This is a genomic window from Corynebacterium humireducens NBRC 106098 = DSM 45392, from assembly GCF_000819445.1.
Classification (GTDB): domain Bacteria; phylum Actinomycetota; class Actinomycetes; order Mycobacteriales; family Mycobacteriaceae; genus Corynebacterium; species Corynebacterium humireducens.
The window spans coordinates 2,484,562-2,503,080 of sequence record NZ_CP005286.1; the positions used below are offsets into that span (position 1 = coordinate 2,484,562).

16 protein-coding genes are annotated in these 18,519 nt (G+C 71.8%); 11 read left to right on the forward strand and 5 right to left on the reverse strand.

Features of this window, described 5'->3' with window-relative positions:
- The first annotated feature begins 75 nt into the window (after nucleotides 1-75).
- The 3 genes from B842_RS12130 to B842_RS12140 are packed head-to-tail and all read left to right on the forward strand — an operon-like array spanning nucleotide 76 to nucleotide 3,833.
- Nucleotides 76-534, forward strand: a complete 459-nt coding sequence (locus tag B842_RS12130) for a universal stress protein (RefSeq protein WP_040086919.1) — start codon at nucleotides 76-78, stop codon at nucleotides 532-534.
- 11 nt (nucleotides 535-545) lie between these two features.
- A complete protein-coding gene (locus B842_RS12135) occupies nucleotides 546-743 on the forward strand; it encodes a DUF2613 domain-containing protein (RefSeq protein ID WP_040086921.1) in 198 nt (65 codons plus the stop codon).
- 6 nt (nucleotides 744-749) lie between these two features.
- Nucleotides 750-3,833 (forward strand): alpha-(1->3)-arabinofuranosyltransferase domain-containing protein, encoded by a 3,084-nt coding sequence (locus B842_RS12140; protein WP_040086923.1) that lies wholly within the window; start codon nucleotides 750-752, stop codon nucleotides 3,831-3,833.
- On the opposite strand, the gene B842_RS12145 is transcribed toward B842_RS12140, so the two are convergent.
- Nucleotides 3,749-4,915 carry an acyltransferase family protein gene (locus B842_RS12145; RefSeq protein ID WP_052438020.1) on the reverse strand — a complete coding sequence of 389 codons (1,167 nt, stop codon included), beginning with the start codon at nucleotides 4,913-4,915 and terminating at the stop codon, nucleotides 3,749-3,751. The two genes, B842_RS12140 and B842_RS12145, sit on opposite strands and share 85 nt — an antisense overlap.
- Before the next feature lie 73 nt (nucleotides 4,916-4,988).
- On the opposite strand from B842_RS12145, the gene B842_RS12150 reads away from it, so the two are divergent.
- Nucleotides 4,989-6,065 carry a porin PorA family protein gene (locus tag B842_RS12150; protein ID WP_040086924.1) on the forward strand — a complete coding sequence of 359 codons (1,077 nt, stop codon included), beginning with the start codon at nucleotides 4,989-4,991 and terminating at the stop codon, nucleotides 6,063-6,065.
- Entirely contained in the window at nucleotides 6,062-7,546 is a 1,485-nt protein-coding gene (locus B842_RS12155; RefSeq protein ID WP_040086926.1) for an MmpA family trehalose lipid delivery protein, read from the forward strand. The genes B842_RS12150 and B842_RS12155 overlap by 4 nt, the downstream gene beginning before the upstream one ends.
- Here B842_RS12155 and B842_RS12160 read toward each other — a convergent pair.
- Nucleotides 7,449-8,609, reverse strand: coding sequence for a glycosyltransferase family 4 protein (locus B842_RS12160; RefSeq protein ID WP_052437936.1), 1,161 nt, complete (start codon nucleotides 8,607-8,609; stop codon nucleotides 7,449-7,451). The two genes, B842_RS12155 and B842_RS12160, sit on opposite strands and share 98 nt — an antisense overlap.
- Nucleotides 8,610-8,630: 21 nt before the next feature.
- Here B842_RS12160 and B842_RS12165 point away from each other — a divergent pair, with 21 nt between their 5' ends.
- On the forward strand, nucleotides 8,631-9,389 hold the full coding sequence (locus tag B842_RS12165) for a class I SAM-dependent methyltransferase (RefSeq protein WP_040086928.1): 759 nt from the start codon (nucleotides 8,631-8,633) through the stop codon (nucleotides 9,387-9,389).
- 196 nt (nucleotides 9,390-9,585) lie between these two features.
- On the opposite strand, the gene B842_RS12170 is transcribed toward B842_RS12165, so the two are convergent.
- From B842_RS12170 to B842_RS13310, 3 genes are all read right to left on the reverse strand, one after another.
- On the reverse strand, nucleotides 9,586-11,415 hold the full coding sequence (locus B842_RS12170) for a phosphoenolpyruvate carboxykinase (GTP) (protein WP_040086929.1): 1,830 nt from the start codon (nucleotides 11,413-11,415) through the stop codon (nucleotides 9,586-9,588).
- 111 nt (nucleotides 11,416-11,526) lie between these two features.
- On the reverse strand, nucleotides 11,527-11,904 hold the full coding sequence (locus B842_RS13305) for a DUF6802 family protein (RefSeq protein WP_052437937.1): 378 nt from the start codon (nucleotides 11,902-11,904) through the stop codon (nucleotides 11,527-11,529).
- The gene (locus B842_RS13310) at nucleotides 11,905-13,029 is read right to left on the reverse strand and encodes a hypothetical protein (protein WP_052437938.1); all 1,125 of its coding nucleotides are present in this window, start codon (nucleotides 13,027-13,029) and stop codon (nucleotides 11,905-11,907) included. It abuts the gene before it with no gap.
- 136 nt (nucleotides 13,030-13,165) lie between these two features.
- Here B842_RS13310 and trmB point away from each other — a divergent pair, with 136 nt between their 5' ends.
- The 5 genes from trmB to B842_RS12205 are packed head-to-tail and all read left to right on the forward strand — an operon-like array spanning nucleotide 13,166 to nucleotide 18,515.
- Nucleotides 13,166-13,975 (forward strand): tRNA (guanosine(46)-N7)-methyltransferase TrmB, encoded by an 810-nt coding sequence (trmB, locus tag B842_RS12185; RefSeq protein WP_052437939.1) that lies wholly within the window; start codon nucleotides 13,166-13,168, stop codon nucleotides 13,973-13,975.
- 31 nt (nucleotides 13,976-14,006) lie between these two features.
- Nucleotides 14,007-14,684, forward strand: a complete 678-nt coding sequence (locus B842_RS12190) for an NYN domain-containing protein (protein WP_040086933.1) — start codon at nucleotides 14,007-14,009, stop codon at nucleotides 14,682-14,684.
- A gap of 10 nt (nucleotides 14,685-14,694) precedes the next feature.
- Complete coding sequence (locus B842_RS12195) at nucleotides 14,695-17,133, forward strand: MMPL family transporter (RefSeq protein WP_040086934.1); 2,439 nt, start codon at nucleotides 14,695-14,697, stop codon at nucleotides 17,131-17,133.
- Nucleotide 17,134: 1 nt separating this feature from the next.
- The gene (locus B842_RS12200) at nucleotides 17,135-18,130 is read left to right on the forward strand and encodes a lysylphosphatidylglycerol synthase transmembrane domain-containing protein (RefSeq protein ID WP_040086935.1); all 996 of its coding nucleotides are present in this window, start codon (nucleotides 17,135-17,137) and stop codon (nucleotides 18,128-18,130) included.
- Between the two features lie 10 nt (nucleotides 18,131-18,140).
- The gene (locus tag B842_RS12205) at nucleotides 18,141-18,515 is read left to right on the forward strand and encodes a DUF3054 domain-containing protein (protein WP_040086936.1); all 375 of its coding nucleotides are present in this window, start codon (nucleotides 18,141-18,143) and stop codon (nucleotides 18,513-18,515) included.
- The last annotated feature ends 4 nt before the right edge of the window (nucleotides 18,516-18,519 follow it).

The following is an 18,519-nucleotide window of genomic DNA, read 5'->3' on the forward strand; positions in this document are numbered from 1 at the left end:
CGTCGATAGACTGACATACCGGACCACCCGCCCCAGACCCCAGGAACGTGATCCACCGTGTCGCAGCCTTCCACCATGCTCATCGCCTTCGACGGGTCCCGTGAGGCCCGGCGCGCCCTCACCCACGCGGCGCGTCTGCTGGCCATCCGGGAGGTGGAGATCCTCACGGCCTGGGAGCCGGTGCACCGCACGGCGGCCCGCGCGGTGGGCATGTCCGGCCACCACCAGGCGGAGTGGGTGACCGACGCCGAGCAGGACGACCCCGCCTACCTGCAGGCCCAGGACACCTGCCACGAGGGTGTGGCGCTCGCCCAGTCCCTGGGGCTGACGGCGCGGGCGCACCTGGTGGAGGCGTCCACCACGGTGTGGTCGGCGATCTGCGAGGCCGCCGAGGAGCTCGGTCCGGACGTCATCGTCACCGGTTCGCGGGGGGTGAGCGGGTGGCGGTCGCTGTGGCAGTCGTCCACGTCGGAGGGCGTGCTGCACCATGCGGGGATTCCCGTCCTCGTTGTTCCGCCGGAGTCCGGGGAGTAGGATGATCACCCATGTCCTACTCTTCCGGATCCGTTGACCGCCGCTCGGTGAGCTCGGTGATCGCCAGTGCGGTCGTCGGCGTCGCCCTCGGCGTGGTCTCGGTGATCGGTGTCGCCTCCTTCTCGGGGCAGGACACCGTCCCGCAGGGCAACGCCGTGCCCGCCGACGAGGCCCTGCTCGGTGGCCCGGAGTACGGCACCCGCGGCTAGCCGCCCATGCACCTCCTCGGCTGGGTCGTCCTCGGACTGGTCAGCCTCCTGCAGGCACCCGGCCGGGTCGCCGTCGACACCAAGCACGACCTCACGGCCGACCCCGCCGGTTTCCTCGCCCAGGCCACGCACGCGTGGACGGACACGTTCCCGCTGGGCCAGCTGCAGAACCAGGCCTACGGGTACCTCTTTCCCCACGGGGCGTTCTTCCTGCTCACGGAGCCGTTGCCCGACTGGCTGGCCCAGCGCCTGTGGTGGTGGCTGGTCCTGGGCGTGGGCTACTCCGGGTTCCTGCTGCTCCTGCGCCGCACGAACACCGGCACGCCGCCGTTCCGGGTGCTGGCCGCGTTCCTCTTCGCGCTCTCCCCGCGCACGCTGACCACGCTCACCGCGATCTCCTCGGAGACGTGGCCGGTCATGCTCGCGCCGTGGGTGATCCTGCCCTTCCTCGGCCGTCTCGGCCTGCGCGCGGTCGCCGCGGCGGTCATCCCGGTGGCGCTCATGGGGGCGGTCAACGCCACCGCCACGCTGGCCGCCTGCCTGCCCGCGGGTCTGGTGCTGGTGTGGCGGCTGCTGCGGCGTGACACCCACGCGCTGCCCACCCTCCTCGGCTGGCTCGCCGGCTGCGCCGCCGTCAGCCTCTGGTGGCTGGGGCCGCTGTTCATCCTGGGCCGCTACGCGCCGCCGTTCACCGACTACATCGAGTCGGGTTTCGTCACCACCCGCTGGCTCAACCTCATCGAGATCCTCCGCGGCACGACGAGCTGGGCGCCCTTCGTCGACACCGAGCGGGAGGCCGGGTTCCTGCTGGTCAGCTCCCCGACCTTCGTGCTGCTCACCACCGCCGTGGCGGCGCTCGGCCTGTGGGGTCTCACCCTGCGCAGCACCCCGCACCGCGGCCTGTGGGTCGGCATGCTGCTCGTGGGCGTCACCGTCCTCGGCGCGGCGCACGGCCCGCTCGGCCCCCAGTGGCTCGCGCTTCTCGACGGCCCCCTCGCCCCCTTCCGCAACCTCCACAAGTTCGACCCCCTGGTGCGCATCCCCCTGCTCATCGGCGTGGCTGGGCTGGGCACGCGGCTGCCGGTGCCGCGGACGCTGCACCCGGGGCGTCGGGAAGCGGCGGCCGTGCTGGTCCTCGTCGTGGGCGTCGCCGCCCTGGCCCCCGCCTGGTCGGGCCGGCTGCTGCCGCGTGGCACGTGGGAACACGTGCCCGGCTACTGGCAGGAGGCCGCGAACCTGCTCAACCGCGAGGCCGCGGGCACGCGCACGCTCATCGTCCCGGAGACGTCGTTCGCGCGGCAGACCTGGGGCTGGACCCGTGACGAACCCGCGCAGCCGCTTCTCGACGTCCCCTGGGCCGTCCGCGACGCCGTCCCCCTCGTCCCGCCCGAGGCGATCCGCGGGCTCGACGGGGTGATGGCCGTGCTCCACCACGACCCGGTCGCCGGCGCGGAGTCGCTGCGCCGCCTCGGCATCGGCGCCCTGCTCAACCGGAAGGACCTCGACGGCGCCGAGGAGGACGGGGGGCTGAACCTGCGGCCCCTCGCGCAGGCCACCGGCACCACGCTGCACCGCTTCGGCGGGGTCGAGGTGCTCATCCTCGACCCGCACGCCGACTGGACCCTCACCGAGCAGCAGCCGGTCCGGGTGGCCGGGGGCGGCGAGGTGCTCGCCGTGCTCGACATGCTCCACGGTCCCGGCCCCCGGGTGCTCGTCGACGGGGACGCGGAGATCGTCACCGACACCCCGGTGCTGGCGGTACGCAACTACGGCACGCTCGCGGGCGCGGTCTCCGCTCCCCTGGCCGGCCTCAGTGAGGGCGCGGACGTGCGCAACGCCGTCCCCGACTACCCCTCCGCCGGTCCCCGCACCCGCGTGGCGGAGCACGGCGGGCAGGTCACGGCCAGTTCCTCCGCCTCCGACGCCACCAGTTTCGGCGGGGCGGACCCGGCGCGCTCGCCCACGGCGGCCGTCGACGGCCACCCCGACACCGCCTGGTGGCCGAGCCCGGGCCCCGCGGAGGGGCAGTGGCTGGAGCTCACCCCGGAGCAGGTGATGCAGGACCCCGAGGTCACCCTCCACGCCACCGGGGAGACGGTCGTCGACGTCAACGGCACCGAGGTCGACCTCGGCACGGAGCCCGTCACCGTCACCCTCCCCGGCACGCACGAGAGCCTGCGCGTCACGCTGACGGAACCGGTCGGCCTGGCGGAGGTGACGGTCGCCGGTCACCCGCTCGGGAGGATCGTCACCGTGCCCGACACGTCCCCGGACGTGCGGCAGTTCCTCTTCCAGCGGCTCACCACCGACACCGGCACGCTCATCCGTGCGTTCACCGCCCCCCGCCCGCTGACGCTGCTTCTCGACGCCCCCGGGCCCGTCACCCTCGACGACACCGAACACGCCCCCGGCGACCTCGTCGAGCTCGCCCCCGGACCCCACACGCTGCGTACCGACGCCGCCTGGGTCACCCTCACCGAGGAGGGCTTCGACCCCTCCCCCGCCTGGGAACCCACCGGGCCGCGCCTCTCCGCCGCGCCCACCGACCGCCTCCTCGTCACCGGCCGCGCCGCGAACCCGGGCCTGGAGGCCACCCTCGACGGCGTGCCCCTGGAACCCCGCACCGTCGACGCCGCCACCCAGGCCTTCCTCATCCCGGCGGGCGCGGCCGGCACCGTCACCCTCTCGTTCGCGGCCGACGGCCTCTACCGGGGGCTGCTCCTCGGCGGCGGGGCGCTCGCCCTGCTCACGGTGCTGGCGGCGGGGGCCGTCCTGGTTTTCACCCGCCGCCGGGAGGAGCCGCCCCGGGAGGAGGAGGCGTCGCGGAGCCTCGTGCTCCTCGGTGCGGCCACGGCGCTCCTCGTTGCGGGCTGGCCGGGTCTGCTCGCCGCCGCCGCCACCCTGGTGGTCCGCCGGATCACGGTCATCCCGGCGGGGCTGCTCGCGTTCAGCCTCGTCGGCGTGGCCGGGGCGTGGCTCGCGCGCGGGCCGTGGCCGGTGGCCGACTACGCCGGCGACTCCACCGCCCTGGCGCTCCTGCTCGTCGCCGCCCTCACCAGCCTCTTGCCCGGTTCCTCGAGGAAGACGTAGCTCGCGGCCGCCACCGGCAGCGTCAACCCGAGCGTGACCAGCAGCACGGGCCAGAAACCACCGGAGAACCACTCGATGCCCAGGAGCGGGAACGCCAGCGAGAGCATCGCCACGTGCCACAGGAAGATCGAGTAGGACCAGCGCCCCAGCGCCTGCATGAGCGGCGTGACCAGCCACCGGCCACCCCGCGCGCCGGGGTCGAGGGCCTCGGGGACGACGACCGCGAAGGCGAAGACCGTCCCCGCCACCACGCGACGGGCGAACTCCTCCGGCTCCGGGTGCGTCAGACCCACCGGCCCGAACCACTCCTGGCCCGCGATCCACGCCGCCGCCAGGGCCACCCACCACCAGACCCAGCGCGCTCCCAGCGCCCGGCGGAACCAGCCGGGGACGCGCCCCTCCACCTCTGCGGCGAGCAGCCCCACCGCGAACCACGCCGCATACGCCGGCGGCCAGATCTGCCGGTTCGGGATGCCCGCCGCCGCGTCCGGGCCGGCCGCCACCCAGGGCAGGAAGGCCCAGCCCAGGGACAGCACCGCCAGGCCCAGGACCACGCCGATGCGGCCACTCCGGGGCAGCCGTCCGACGGTCAGGGCCAGCAGCGGCAGGGCCAGGTAGAAGGCCACCTCGACGCTCAGCGACCACAGGTGCGTGAGCCCCGGGGCCAGGCCGTCCACGAAGTACACCTGCGTGAGCGTGAGGTTCGCCACGACCTGCTCCCCCGACATGGTCGACGCCTCCGGCAGCAGCAGGATCACCGCCACCACGCAGCCCAGGTAGGCGGGGAGGATACGCCCGGCGCGGTTGAGGAGGTACCGGGTGATCGTCGGCAAGCTCCTGTCGGAGTGGTGCCCCCGCCACAGCAGGAACGCCGACAGGGCGAAGAACACGGGGACGAAGAAGTCGAAGCGGGCGAGCAGCGACCCCCACGGCGAACGCGGGTCGACGCCCGTCTGGAAGGCGACGTGGGTGAGAATCACACCGAGGGCCGCCACCGCACGCAGCCCTTCCAGCCCCGGCAGGTGCCGCGGTTTGTAGTATGTACGGGGAACAGGCGAGCCGGACACCGGTTCACCTCCCATTTTGTCCACCACCACCACCAGACCTCACGTCGATGGGTGTCTGCCGGTGATCTTAAACGAAGAGGGTGGGCCCGTGTCCGAGGCCTTTCTGCGACGAACCCCGATCCGGCTGCTGCTGCTCGCGCTGCTGCTGTTCGTCGTCGCCGGGGTGGTCCCGCCCTTCATCATCGGGCAGATGCGGCCGATCGAGATCGGCATGACGGAGGAGTTCCGCACCCGCCCCGCCGCCACCATGGTGCACGGCGTCCCCACCGCCGACGGCAGCCCGCCGCGGGACAACCAGCACCGCCCCGAGTGCCGCGACGTGCCCCTCACCGAGATGCCGCCCTCCTGCTTCCTGGTCGTCCGGGAGTCGCAGCACACCCTCACCCTGACCACCAGCAGCGCCCCCAAGAAGGGCGAGGTCAACGTGGACGCCATCACGCAGGTGCAGATCTCCGGCCGGGTCGCCAGCGAGATCCACGACTCCGTCCGCCTCGACCGCCGCTCCAGCTACCCGGTCTCCGACCCGGTGAGCCACCTGCGGCACTCCATGCCCGAGAGGCGCAGCGGAGTCGGCGAGGAGGACTTCGTGCGCGAGGGGCTCCAGTACTTCTTCCCCATGCCCACCTCCCGCCAGTCCTACGCCTGGTACGACACCACCGCCCGCCGCCCCCTGTGGCTCGACTTCGTCGGGGAGACCGAACGAAACGGACTGGACACCTACGAGTTCCACCTCACCGAGACTGCCCTCGACCTGAGCGGGCAGATGTCCTCCCTCCTCGAGATGCGCGACGACGAGCAGGCCGTCCTCGACGAGCTCGCCGCGAGCGGTGTCGGCACCCCCTGGTTCGCCATCCGCCGCACCGTGTGGGTGGAGCCGCAGTCCGGTACCATCGTCGACCTCCACCTCGAACCGCACGTCTACTTCGCCCCGGACGCCGCCACGGCGGAGGCCCGCGCCTTCGACCTCGACCCGGACCACACGATCTACCACTCCACCCTCGACTGGGACGACGAGACACTCGCCCGCGTGCACGACCGTGCGCAGGGGACCGTGCAGAAGCTGCGGGTCCTGCAGGTCTTCGCCGTACTCACCAAGGCCCTCGCGCTGGTGGTGGCGCTGGCCGGCGTCGTGCTGCTGCTGCGTGAACGCCGGGGACGCCCGTGACACGGATCCGGTGGTCCCCCCTGTGGGCGGGGCTGCTGATCGTCGCCCTCCTGTGGCCGCTGGCCCTGCCCGGGGAACTGGCGCTGCGCGACATGCTCGTTCCCGACTCCCCCGCCCTGTCCGTCGGGGCGCTGGGCACGGGGGACCTCCCGGCCCGCAACGCCCCGCAGGACGGGTTCCTCGCCCTGGCGGGCACCGTGCTGCCCGCCTCGTGGGTCGCGCGTCTGATGCTCCTCGGCGCCGCGGTCGCCGGGGCCTGGGGCGCGGTGCTGCTGGCCCGCACCCGGCAGGCCGGGCAGGTGGCGACCCTCGCCGCCGTCACCCTCACCCTGTGGAACCCCGCCGTGGTGGAGCGGCTGCTGCAGGGCCACTGGTCACTCGTCATCGCCGCGTGGCTGCTGCCGCTCATCGCCGCCGCCGGTCTCACCGGACGCACGTACCTGCAGTGGGGGGCGGTGTGGGCCGCCTGCCTCACCCCCACCGGCGGGCTGTTCGCCCTGTTCACGGCCCTGGCCACCGCCCGGGGCCGCCACCTGCCGACCGCCCTGCTCGGCCTCGTCTGCTGCCTGCCCTGGCTGGTCCCGGGGCTGCTGCTCGCCGGCGGGGAGACCGGCGCGGCCTCCGTCGCGGCATTCGCCCCGCGCGCCGAGGGCTGGCCCGGCGGGTCCGCCGGCGCGGTGGTCTCGGTGCTGGGGCTGGGCGGCATCTGGAACGCCGACGCCGTCCCCCAGTCCCGCACCCTCGGCTTCGCCCTGGTCGGGGTCGTCCTCTTCATACTGCTGCTCACCCGAGTCCGGCACGTCCCGGTGCCGCTGCTCGTGCTCGCCGGCGTGGGGCTCGGCGGGGCGCTGCTGCCCGTTCTGCTCCCCACCCTCTGGACGGCCGCGCTGACCTCCCTGCCCGGCGCCGGTCTGCTGCGCGACGCCAGCAAGCTCACCCTCCTGGCGGTGCCCGCGTGGGTGGCCGCGGCGGCGTCGTTCCACCGCTGGACGGGCCTCCTCCTCGCCCTCGCCCTGCTGCAGGTCCCCGACGCCCCGCGCGCGCTCGCCCCGCTGGCCCCGCAGGAGATCCCCGTCGACGAGGCCCTCGTGGAGCGTGCGGCCGGGCGCGACGTCCTGCTCGTCGACGGCACCCCGCTCACCCTCCGCCCCGACGGCACGGTCATCGTCGAGCCCCTCACCAAGGTGCTGTCGACGGTGGAGTCCGGGGCCCTCGTCGTCGACGGGGTGCTGGTCGACCCGCCCTCCCCGCGGTGGACCGCCGCGATGTCCGCCTGGGAGGACCACGACCTCGGACGCCTCGCGGAGCTGGGGGTCGGCGTGGTCGTCGACGACGGTCAGATCACCGAGACCACCGCCCCGCCGCGGTCCCGCGCCCTCGGGCTCAGCCTGCTGGCGGTGTGGTTGACGGTCCCCCTGCTGGTGGCCGGTCTGCGTCTCCGACGAGGCCGTGCAGCAGCTCCTCGAAACGCGCACCCGTGAGCTCCCAGGAGTAGCCCGCCGCTCGCTCCCGGGCGGCGCTGCCGAGGCGGTGGGCGAGGGCGGCGTCGTCAAGCAGGCGGGTCGTGAGCACCGTCAGCGCGGAGGGCGTGTCCGCCAGCAGGCCGGTGACGCCGTCGACGATGGAGTCCCGCAGGCCACCGGCCGAGCGGTACCCGACCGTGGGCACCTCATGCTGCGCCGCCTCCATGACGGCCAGCCCCCACCCCTCCTTCCGGGAGGGCATGAGGTGGACGGCGGCGCGGGCCAGCAGGGCGTGCTTGTAGTCCTCGGTGACCTGGCCGTGGAAGACGACCCGGTCCGCCACGCCCCGCTTCCGGGCGTGCTCGTGCAGCTCATCGGCCCACCAGCCGGAACCGATGACGTCGAGCACCAGCTCCCGGTCCCGCAGCGCCGCGACGACGTCGATGGCGTGCTCCAGCTGCTTGTGCGGCACCAGGCGGCTGAGGGTCACCAGATAGGTCGTGCCCTCCGCGCTGCGCAGCTGCGGGACGTTCGCGGGGATCGGGTCGACCCCGTTGCCGATGATCGTGATGTCCTCCGCACTGACCCCCAGCCCCACCAGCTCATCGCGGGAGTTCTGCGACACCGTCACGTACGGCGCACCCCGGTACACGCGCGGCGCGACCTGCGACTCCAGGAACCACCCCACCCGCGACAACACGCGGCCCACGACCGGCCACTGCTCACGATGGCAGTGGTGGGTGAGCAGCACGGTGGGCACCCCCGCGACCAGCCGCGCGAAGAAGGGGATGCCGTTCTGCGTGTCCACCACGACGTCGATGTCCCCCAGCGTGCCCAGGCCCGCCCGCCCCAGCAGGATCCCGTACCACGCCCGCGGGTACACGCTGAACTTGCCGCCGCTGCGTGAGTACCGCACCCCGTCGCGGTGGCTGCGGCGTGGCGCATCCGTGTGCCCGGCCGTGCGGTACACCACCTCATGGCCCTGCCGCGCCAGATACTCACCGACGCGCTCCAGGTAGCGCTCCGACCCCCCTCCCTGCGGGTGGGTCGAATCGCGCCAGCACAACAGCAGAATCTTCATGGTCCCGACTAGCCTACAGGTGTGTTCCCCCGCACCCGCCGCTTCTCGACGCTCCCCCGCTCCTGGTCCCTCCTCCGCGCCATCCGCCACGAGCAGACCCGCCCGGAGCTGTTCTACCGCCCCCTCGCCGAGGACACCGCCGGGCTGCTCGAGGCCCTGCTTCTCGACGCCCGCGGCACCCCCCTCTCCGGCACCTCCGTCCTCGACGTCGGCGGCGGACCCGGCTACTTCGCCGCCGCCTTCGCGGACCGCGGCGCCTGGTACGTGCCCGTCGAACCCGACGTCGGCGAGATGGCGGCCGCCGGCATCAGCGTCCCCGGCTCCGTGCGTGGCGACGGCCAGGCGCTCCCCTTCCGCACCGGCCGGTTCGACGTGGTCTACTCCTCCAACGTCGCCGAGCACGTCCCCGCCCCGTGGACCATGGCCGACGAGATGCTGCGCGTCACCCGCCCCGGCGGGCTCATGGTGCTCAGCTACACCCTGTGGCTCGGACCCTTCGGCGGCCACGAGACCGGCCTGTGGGAGCACTACGTCGGTGGGGAGTTCGCGCGGCGTCGCTACGAGAGGCGCCACGGGCACCCGCCGAAGAACGTCTGGGGCGAGTCGCTGTTCAACGTGTCCTGCGCCGCCGGTCTGCGCTGGGCCTCCGCGGTGGAGGGTGCCGACCTGCTCCTGGCCTTCCCCCGCTACCACCCCTCGTGGGCGTGGTGGATGGTGCGGGTGCCGCTGCTGCGGGAGTTCCTCGTGTCGAACCTGGTGGTCGTGCTGCGGAAGCACTGACGGCGTTCCCCTTCCCCCCTCTTCCCTGACGTCGAGATCACATCGTCGAGAGGAGTCCCGCGGGGGTCCCGCACGTTCGAGAGGACTCTCCTCTCGAACATCCTCTCTCGGACTTACGGTGCGACCGGGGCAGAAAAAATCCCACCCCCCAGGGACTGAGTCAACCTGGAGGGTGGAAGTTCTGAGGGGAGACGAACTAGTTCTTGTTCGCCTCGATGCGCTCCTTGAGCTTGCCCAGCTGCTCGTGGACCTCGTTCGGGACACGCGGGCCGAGGAATGCCAGGTACTCCTCGTTGTCGGCGACGTCGCGCTCCCAGTCTGCGGCCGGCGCAGTCAGGGCCTCCTTGACGTCCTCGAGCGGGGTGTCCAGGCCGGTCAGGTCGAGGTCCTCGGCGCGGGCGGTGTGGCCCACGACGGTCTCCTCGGCGTCGACCTTGCCCTCGATGCGGTCAATGATCCACTTCAGGACACGGGAGTTGTCACCGAAGCCCGGCCACAGGAAGCGGCCGTCCTCGCCACGGCGGAACCAGTTGACCAGGAAGATGGCCGGCATACGGTCGCCGCCCTTCTTGCCCATGTCGATCCAGTGCTGCAGGTAGTCACCGGCGTTGTAGCCCATGAACGGCAGCATGGCCATCGGGTCGTGGCGCAGGGAGCCGACCTTCGCCTCAGCGGATGCGGCGGTCTGGCCGGAGGCCAGGGTCGCACCGATGAAGGTGCCGTGCTCCCAGTCGTAGGACTGGGTGACCAGCGGGACGGTGTCGGCACGACGGCCACCGAAGAGGATGGCGTCGATCTTGACGCCCTTCGGGTCGTTGAACTCCGGTGCGGCGACCGGGCACTGCTCGATGGCCACGCAGTAGCGGGAGTTCGGGTGTGCGGCGTTGGTGCCGGACTCCGGGGTCCAGTCGTTGCCCAGCCAGTCGATGAGGTGCTCCGGCTTCTCGCCGTCCATGCCCTCCCACCAGACGTCACCGTCGTCGGTCAGTGCGACGTTGGTGAACAGGGTGTTGCCCGGCTCCATGGTCTCCATGGCGATCGGGTTGGAGGCGTAGTTGGTGCCCGGTGCGACGCCGAAGAAGCCGTTCTCCGGGTTGACGGCGTAGAGGCCGTCCTCGCGCAGCTTGAGCCAGGCGATGTCGTCGCCGACGACCTCGGCGGTCCAGCCCTCGATGGTCGGGGTGATCATGGCGAGGTTGGTCTTGCCGCAGGCGGACGGGAAAGCTGCCGCGATGTGGTAGCTCTTGCCCTCCGGGGAGTTGAGCTTCAGGATGAGCATGTGCTCAGCCATCCAGCCCTCCTCCTTGGCCATGACGGAGGCGATGCGCAGGGCGTAGCACTTCTTGGCCAGGATGGCGTTGCCGCCGTAACCGGAGCCGTAGGACCAGATCTCCTTGGTCTCCGGGAACTGGGTGATGTACTTGGTGTCGTTGCACGGCCAGATGACGTCCTCCTGGCCCGGCTCCAGCGGGGCGCCGACGGAGTGGAGTGCGCGGACGAAATCGCCGTCGGTGCCGATCTTCTCGAGCGCCTCGGAGCCCATACGGGTCATGATGCGCATGGAGAGGACGACGTAGGCGGAGTCGGTGAGCTGGACACCGAGCTTCGGCTCCGGGTCGGTGATCGGGCCCATGCAGAACGGCACGACGTACATGGTGCGGCCCTTCATGGAGCCGCGGTATACCTCGGTCATCTCCTTCTTCATCTCGACCGGGTCCGCCCAGTTGTTGGTCGGGCCGGCGTCCTCCTCCTTCTCGGAGCAGATGAAGGTGCGGGACTCGACGCGGGCGACATCGTCCGGGTTGGAGCGGGCCAGGAAGCTGTTCGGGCGCTTCTCCTCGTTGAGGCGGATGAAGGTGCCTGCCTCCACGAGCTCGGCGGAGAGGCGGTCCCACTCCTCCTGGGAGCCGTCGGCGAAGACGACCTTCTCCGGCTGCATCAGCTCCACTGCCTCGGCGATCCAGGTGAGGAGCTTCTCGTTATCGGTCGGTGCGGGGCCGACGAGGCCCTTGATGGCAGTGGTCATGTGTTCTCCTGACGTTTGCGGCAGTTCTCTCTATACAGGGTATCCATTAAATCGCGGTTGTGACGGTCTCACAGGACATGAGGTACGGGTCACAGGTCATATCCAGCGGGTTTATCCGCCGTCGATCCGCCGCCACCGTGCCTTTTCCCCGGAAATGCCCTGGTTGGAGGCCACACTTTCGGGGGTGACCATACCGGCTAAACCCCACGCCAGGGGCCCCTCTGACTGAGGTTTCACAGGTTCCGGGACCGCCAGACCCCAGGCCGCGCGGTGCGGGTCTGTAGTCCAGATGTCATAGCGTCCGTCGGCGTGGACCGAGGAGATGTGGTCGATGACGCCGTCGCCGTCGAGGTCGGCGTACACCGTGGTGCCGTCTCCGTCGGCGAGCGTGACGGAGTCACCGGGGTCGCCGTCGAGCAGGTGGTGCTCACCACCCAGGTCCAGGCGGAGTGCCCCGCCCCCGTCGAGCCCCTCAAGTCCGTGGAACATCTACGTCTCCTTCGCCAGTTGCCGTCGCAGCCACGTCGCCTCCGCGGGTGGGGTCCGCAGGAGGCGGGCGGTCTCCTGCCGGAGCCACGCCCGCCGTGCTTCCCGACGCCCCGTCCGCCACCGCAGCCCACCCGCGACCAGCCCCGCGACCGTCCCCGCCAGGAGCCCGGGCACCGGTCCGAGGAACCACGCGGCGCGCCCGAGCGTGAGGGCGGCCGCAGCCGCCAGGAACAGCGCCTGGGCGAGCACCTCCCACATCGCGGGAGGTCGGGCGGGGACCAGTCCGTGGCGCCGCGCGAGGGCGGGCAGCTCGGCGTGGGAGGCGGCGTCGATGAGCAGGCGGCGGCGACGTTCCAGCTGTTCGGCGGCACGCAGCCAGGCGCCGGGGCGGGGCGGCGGCAGCGCGGCGGGCAGGGTGAGCGCATGGCGGACGGCGTCCACGGGCGGCTGCCCCGGACGTACGACCGTGCCGGGGACGTCGGCAGGCAGGGGCGCGGTGGAGACGAGCCGCCCGGCGCGGTGGGCGGCGTCCCGGAGGGTGGGGTGGTCGGCGGTGGTCCAGCCGCCCGCGGGGGCGACGGCGAGGACGGCGTCGACGTGCGGGTCCGCCGCGACGATCTCCATGCCGGGCAGGTCCACGTCCCCAGGGTCGGGTCCGATGACCGCGACCCGCGGGCGGGTGCCGGCCACCACGGGCCGTCCCGCGATGGCGAGCAGTTCACGGGCCACGGAGGGGTGGCGGGCAGCCAGGGCGTGGAGCTCGCCGGCGAGGAGGCGGGTACGGACGTCGAGAAGCGGGACCTCGGGGAGCTCCGCGGGGAGCGCGGGCACGACGAGGAAGTGCTGCGGTCCGGCGGCCAGCCGCGCGCGGACGGCCGCGGGCAGCGGGCCGGGGTGGAGAAGCAGGACGACGTCGACGGCCGTGGTGGTCACCGGCCAGCGGACGGTGACCGCACGCACGGGCCAGTCGGGCAGCGGCACCGGGCCGTCGAGGGTGCAGGCCCCGAGGCGCGGCGGGCCGGTCAGTTCGAGGAGCACCCGGCGCAGGGCGAGGCCGGCAGGGCAGCCGAAGTCACGCGCGTGCGCCCAGTCAGCCGCGCGGATGAACATGTCGGGCGTGTCCACCGGCCCTCCCCCCCCCGCTCAGCAGATACGCGCCCATGATCACCCGGGCCCGCGGCCGCCGCAACAGGAGGCGGAACGGCCACGCCCCTCCGCCGGAGAATTGAAGTTTGACCATCACCGGGGGAGAATATCGAGGATGTCTAACTCTGATTTTCCCGATAACGCCCACTCCGCCGACGACCGTGCGGAACGCCCCCTCGGCGACCTCCCTGCCGGCCGTCCGCTGCAGACCGATTTCGGCGACGACGGCCGCGACTACCCGCGCCTCGGTGCCGTGAGTTTCCGCCGCGGCACCCTCACCGACAACCAGGAGAAGCTCTGGGAGGAGAACTGGCCGCGCCTCGGCCGCGTCCTCGCCGATGAGCGTATCGACGTCGACGAGTGGTTCGGCCGCACCTGTGCCCGCACGATCCTCGAGATCGGGTCCGGCACCGGCACCTCCACCGCCGCGATGGCCCCGCTCGAGGCGGACACCAACGTCATCGCCGTCGAGCTGTACAAGCCCGGCCTGGCGAAGCTGCTCGGCGCGGTGGTGCGCGGCGGCATCGACAACATCCGCATGGTGCGCGGCGACGGCGTCGAGGTCCTGGCCCGCATGATCGAGCCCGGTTCCCTCGACGGTGTCCGCATCTACTTCCCGGACCCGTGGCCCAAGGCGCGCCACCACAAGCGCCGCATCATCCAGACGGGCACGCTGCACCTCATCGCCACGCGCCTCAAGCCGGGCGGTGTGCTCCACGTGGCCACCGACCACGCCGACTACGCCGAGTGGATCACCGAGCTCGTCGACGCCGAGCCGCTCCTCGAGTTCAAGGGCTGGCCGTGGGCGGAGTGCCCGCAGCTGGTGGACCGGCAGGTCATCACCAAGTTCGAGGGCAAAGGTCTGGACAAGGACCACACCATCACCGAATTCCTCTGGCAGCGCACCGGTACTCCGGCCGCCTGATTTTCTTACTTAGAACCGAAAAGAGCCCCCCGTGAGCGATCTTCACGAATCCACCCACCACTACGGTGCCCAGGACGCCCCCGGCCCGGAGAATCTCCTGCTCGTCTGGGACGCCCCCAACCTCGACATGGGGCTGGGCGCCATCCTCGGCGGCCGTCCGACCGCCGCCTACCGCCCGCGTTTCGACGCCATCGGCCGCTGGCTGCTGGCCCGCGCCGACAGGCTCTCCCAGGAGACCGGCAGCCGGGTCGAGGCCGAGGCCACCGTCTTCACCAACGTCACCCCCGGCGGCGCGGACGTCGTCCGCCCCTGGGTGGAGGCGCTGCGTAACGTCGGTTTCGCCGTGTTCGCCAAGCCGAAGACGGACGAGGACTCCGACGTCGACCCGGACATGCTGGCGCACATCCGGCGTCGTCACGCGGAGGGCGTGCTCCGCGGTCTCGTCGTCGCCTCGGCCGACGGGCAGAACTTCAAGGAGACCATCGACGAGCTCATCGCCGAGGGTCTGCCGGTCACCGTCATCGGCTTCCACGAGCACGCCTCGTGGGCCGTGGCCTCCGACACGATCGAGTTCGTCGATCTGGAGGAGATCACCGGCGTCTTCCGTGAGCCGCTGCCGCGCATCAGTCTCGACCAGCTGCCCGACGAGGGTGCCTGGCTGCAGCCCTTCCGCCCGCTGTCGGCGCTGCTCGCCGGTCGCAACCACTAGGGGGCGGCGCATGTTCGAGAAGTGGGGACATTTCTCCTACCGCCACCGTCGTCTCGTTCCCGTGGTCGTCATCGCGGCGATCCTGGCCGTCTACGTGCTCTTCGGTCTGAAGCTGGAGGAGCGCATGAGCCAGGAGGGCTGGGACGATCCGGGCTCCAGCTCGACGACCGCCGCCGCCATCGAGCTCGAGACCTTCGGGCGCGACAACTCCGGCGACGTCATCCTGCTCTTCGAGTCGTCCGGGGGACGCCCCCTCAACGACCCGGCGACGTTCGGGGCCCTGGCCTCCCACCTGGAGGAGCTCAAGGAGCGGCACCCGGCGGAGATCGCGCACGTCACCAGCTACTTCGACACCCGCAACGCGCAGCTGATCAACGACGACGGCACCCGTGCCTTCGCCGCGATCGGCCTGCGGGGTGACGGGGAGCAGACGCTGCGGGACTTCCGCGCGATCGAGGACTCCCTCGTGCCCGCGGACCTGCCGGAGGACGTGGAGGTCCGCGTCGCCGGCGCCACCGCCGTCGCCGACTCCCTCGACGACGGCATGGCGGGCGACATCGTCCGCGCTGAGGTCATCGCCCTGCCGCTGGTGGCGGTCCTGCTGCTGTTCGTGTTCGGTTCCGTCGTGGCGGCGTTCATGCCGCTCATCGTGGGTGTCCTGTCCATCGCCGGGTCGCTCGGCGTGCTCTCCGTGCTGGCGGGCGTGGTGCAGGTCAACGTGTTCGCGCAGTCCGTCGTGACGCTGCTGGGCCTGGGCCTGGCCATCGACTACGGCCTGTTCATGGTCTCCCGTTTCCGCGAGGAGCTGGACAAGGGCACGTCCGTCCCGGAGGCGGTGGGCACGACCACCGCCACGGCCGGCAAGACCGTGGTGTTCTCCGCGGCGATGGTCGCGGTGGCCCTGTCCGGTCTGCTGGTGTTCCCGCAGGCCTTCCTCAAGTCGGTGGCCTACGGCGCGATCTCCGCGGTCGGTCTGGCGGCCCTGCTGTCCGTGACGGTGCTGCCGGCGCTGTTCGGCATGCTCGGCCACCGCATCGACAAGTGGACCGTGCGCCGCACCGAGCGCACCGCCCGCCGCCTCGAGGACACCGTCTGGTTCCGTGTCCCGGGTTGGGCGATGAAGCACGCCAAGCTCGTCACCGTCGGTGTGGCGGGCCTGCTCATCGCGCTCACCCTGCCGCTGGCGGGCGTGAAGTTCGGCGGCATCAACGAGACCTACCTCCCGCCGTCCAACGACGTCCGCGTCGCCCAGGACGACTTCAACGAGACGTTCCCGGCGTTCCGCACGGAGCCGGTCAAGCTGGTGGTCACGGGCGCCACCGAGCAGCAGCTCGTCGACATCTACGTCCAGGCCCGGGAGGTGACGGGCCTGAGTTCCCCGTTCACCCCGGACCACGGCACCGTCGACGGCACGACGGTGCTCTCCGCGGGCATCGAGGACCGTGCCCTCAACAGCTCCGTCGTCGAGCAGCTGCGTGCCCTCGACGTGCCGGAGGGGGTCGACGTCCACATCGGCGGCACCCCGGCCATGGAGATCGAGTCCATCGAGGCCCTCATGGACAAGCTGCCGTGGATGGCGCTGTACATCGTGGTGGCCACGTTCATCCTCATGGCGCTGGTCTTCGGGTCGCTCATCCTGCCGGCGAAGGCGATCATCATGACCGTCCTCGGCCTCGGCGCGACGCTGGGCGTGCTCACCGCCATGTTCGTCGACGGTGTCGGCGCGGGCCTGTTCAACTTCACGCCGGGTCCGCTGATGTCGCCGGTGCTGGTCCTCATCGTGGCGATCGTCTACGGACTGTCGACGGACTACGAGGTGTTCCTCGTCTCCCGCATGGTCGAGGCCCGCGACCGCGGACGCTCCACCGACGACGCCATCCGCTACGGCACGGCGCAGACCGGCTCCATCATCACGGCCGCGGCGCTCATCATGATCGTCGTGGCGGGAGCGTTCGGCTTCTCCGACATCGTCATGATGAAGTACATCGCCTTCGGCATGATCTTCGCCCTGGCCATCGACGCCACGATCATCCGCATGATGCTCGTCCCCGCCGTCATGCACCTGCTGCGTGAGGACAACTGGTGGGCCCCCGGCCTCGTCAAGAAGGCCTACGCCCGGATGGGACACAGTGAGCCGGAGACCGCGGAGGTCGCGGAGGCCGCAGCGGAACCGGAGCCCGAGCCCCTCCCCGAGCCTGAGCCGGAACCCGAGCCGGAACCCCAGCCTGAGCCCCTCCCTGAGCCGGAGGAGACGGAACCGGAGGACGTCGAGAAGCAGGAGGAGCCCCTCGAGGGTGAGCTCATGCTGGACGACGCCGTCGTCGTCGACCATGACGAGGCCGCCCGCGGGGGCCGCACCACGGCCGAGGACGAGGAGCTCATCCCGTTCACGGAGCTGATGAGGCGCCTGGAGGCCGACCGCAACGGCCCCCGCAAGCTGGAGGGCTGACATGTGGCGCTGGGTGCGGTGGCTCGCCCCGCTGGTGGTGCTCATCGTCCTGGCGCTGGTCTTCCGTGACCGGATGCCGTTCATCGGCGAGGGGGTGCGCCTGCTGCGCGACGCCTCGCCGTGGGCGGTCGCGGCTGCGGTGGTCGCCGCCCTCGCGTCGATCCTCGCGATGGCGGAGGTCATGCGCCTGCTTCTCGACGCCGGCGGCACCCCCGTCCCCCTCCGCCGCACCGCCGCCATCACCCTGGCGTCGAACTCCTGGTCCACGTCCCTGCCGGGTGGTCCGGCGTTCTCCGCGGTCCTGACGTACCAGGTGCAGCGCGGGTGGGGTGCGTCGCGGCTGCTGTGCGGCTGGTTCCTCGTGCTGTCGTCGGCGGTGTCGACGATGTGGCTGGTGGTCATCGGCGTCGCGGGGGTGTTCTTCCTCGGGGCGGACGTCAACGTGTGGTCGCTGCTGCTCACCCTCGCGCTCATGACGGGGCTGTCGTGGGCGGTGTGGTGGGCGGCCAACCACCCGGACACCCTGGAACGGTGGACCCGCGCGCTGCTCCCTCGCTTCAACCGGCTGCTGGGCCGAACCCCGGACCAGGGTGTCGAGGCGGCCGTCCGGCACATGCACCAGCTGGAGTCGGTGCACCTGGGCCCGGGGCGTTTCAGCCTGGTCGCGGGCTGGTCACTGCTCAACCGGGTCCTCGACGCACTGACGCTGTTCCTGTGCGTGTGGGCGGTGACCGGTTCGGTCCCGGCGGTGGCGGCGGTGCTGCTCGCGTACACCACCGCGAAGCTGGCCGGCTCCGCGCAGGTGACCCCGGGCGGGTTGGGGACGGTGGAGGCGGCGGTCATCGCCACGCTCGTGGCGGCGGGGATGACGGCGGTCGACGCGACCGCCGCGGCCGTGGTCTACCGGCTGGTGTCCTTCGCGCTCATCACGGCGGTCGGCTGGGTGGTGTACTTCCTGTACTACGCACGTCGGGGGGTCCGCGCGGGCACGGGTTAGTGTGGAGGGCATGAAGAGGTCCACCGCACTCATCGTCGACGTCATCGCCATCGCCGTGTTCGCCCTTCTGGCGCGCATCGCCCACCAGACCGACGCCATGCCGCTGAACTTCGCCGGCTGGCTGTCCACGTGGTGGCCTTTCCTGCTGGGCGTGTTCCTCTCCTGGGGCCTCATCGTGGCGTTCCGGCTGGACGGGCACCGTGTCTTCCCGGCGGGTCTGCTGGCGTGGGTGGTCACGGCCGCTGTGGGCCTGGGGATCTGGTCCTTCCGCAACGGGGCGATCCCGCACTGGTCCTTCGTCATCGTCGCGACGGTGATGTCCGGTCTGCTCCTGCTGGGCTGGCGCGCGGTGGCGCGTGTCACCCTGCGGAGGCGGCACGCCTGACTGT